This is a genomic window from Rhodococcus sp. P4_F3_2 (assembly GCF_056401335.1).
Window position 1 is genome coordinate 1 of the sequence record NZ_JBFUJN010000288.1, and the last position, 376, is coordinate 376.

The following is a 376-nucleotide window of genomic DNA, read 5'->3' on the forward strand; positions in this document are numbered from 1 at the left end:
GTCTTTACAGAAGAACTCCAACAAAGAACATTTGCGCCTATTACTATGCTAGATGTGAGTAAAATAATCGATCCTTTTATTGATCAAATTAATCATATCTTCGTTGACATTTTCGAAGCTTATAATAGTGAGAAAATGAAATTGGCTTACACAGCTCTAGAAGAGTTATCGGTTCCCATGGTCCCTCTTGCTAAAGGAATAGCTGTTATGCCTATCGTTGGCCAAATTGATACAAATCGTGCTCAACTCATTATAGAAACTGCTTTAACAAAAAGTGCCCAGCTTCAATTACATTATTTAATATTTGATATTTCAGGAGTTCTTATCGTAGATACCATGGTAGCAAATAATATCTTTCAAATTGTGAAAGCTCTAC

The 376-nt window shown here is 34.0% G+C and carries 1 protein-coding gene; it reads left to right on the top strand.

Going from position 1 to position 376, the window contains the following annotated elements; translation table 11 throughout:
* Nucleotides 1-54 precede the first annotated feature (54 nt).
* On the top strand, nucleotides 55-376 hold a 322-nt coding region (locus tag AC1DWA_RS33780; protein WP_477917912.1), incomplete at its 3' end, for an STAS domain-containing protein.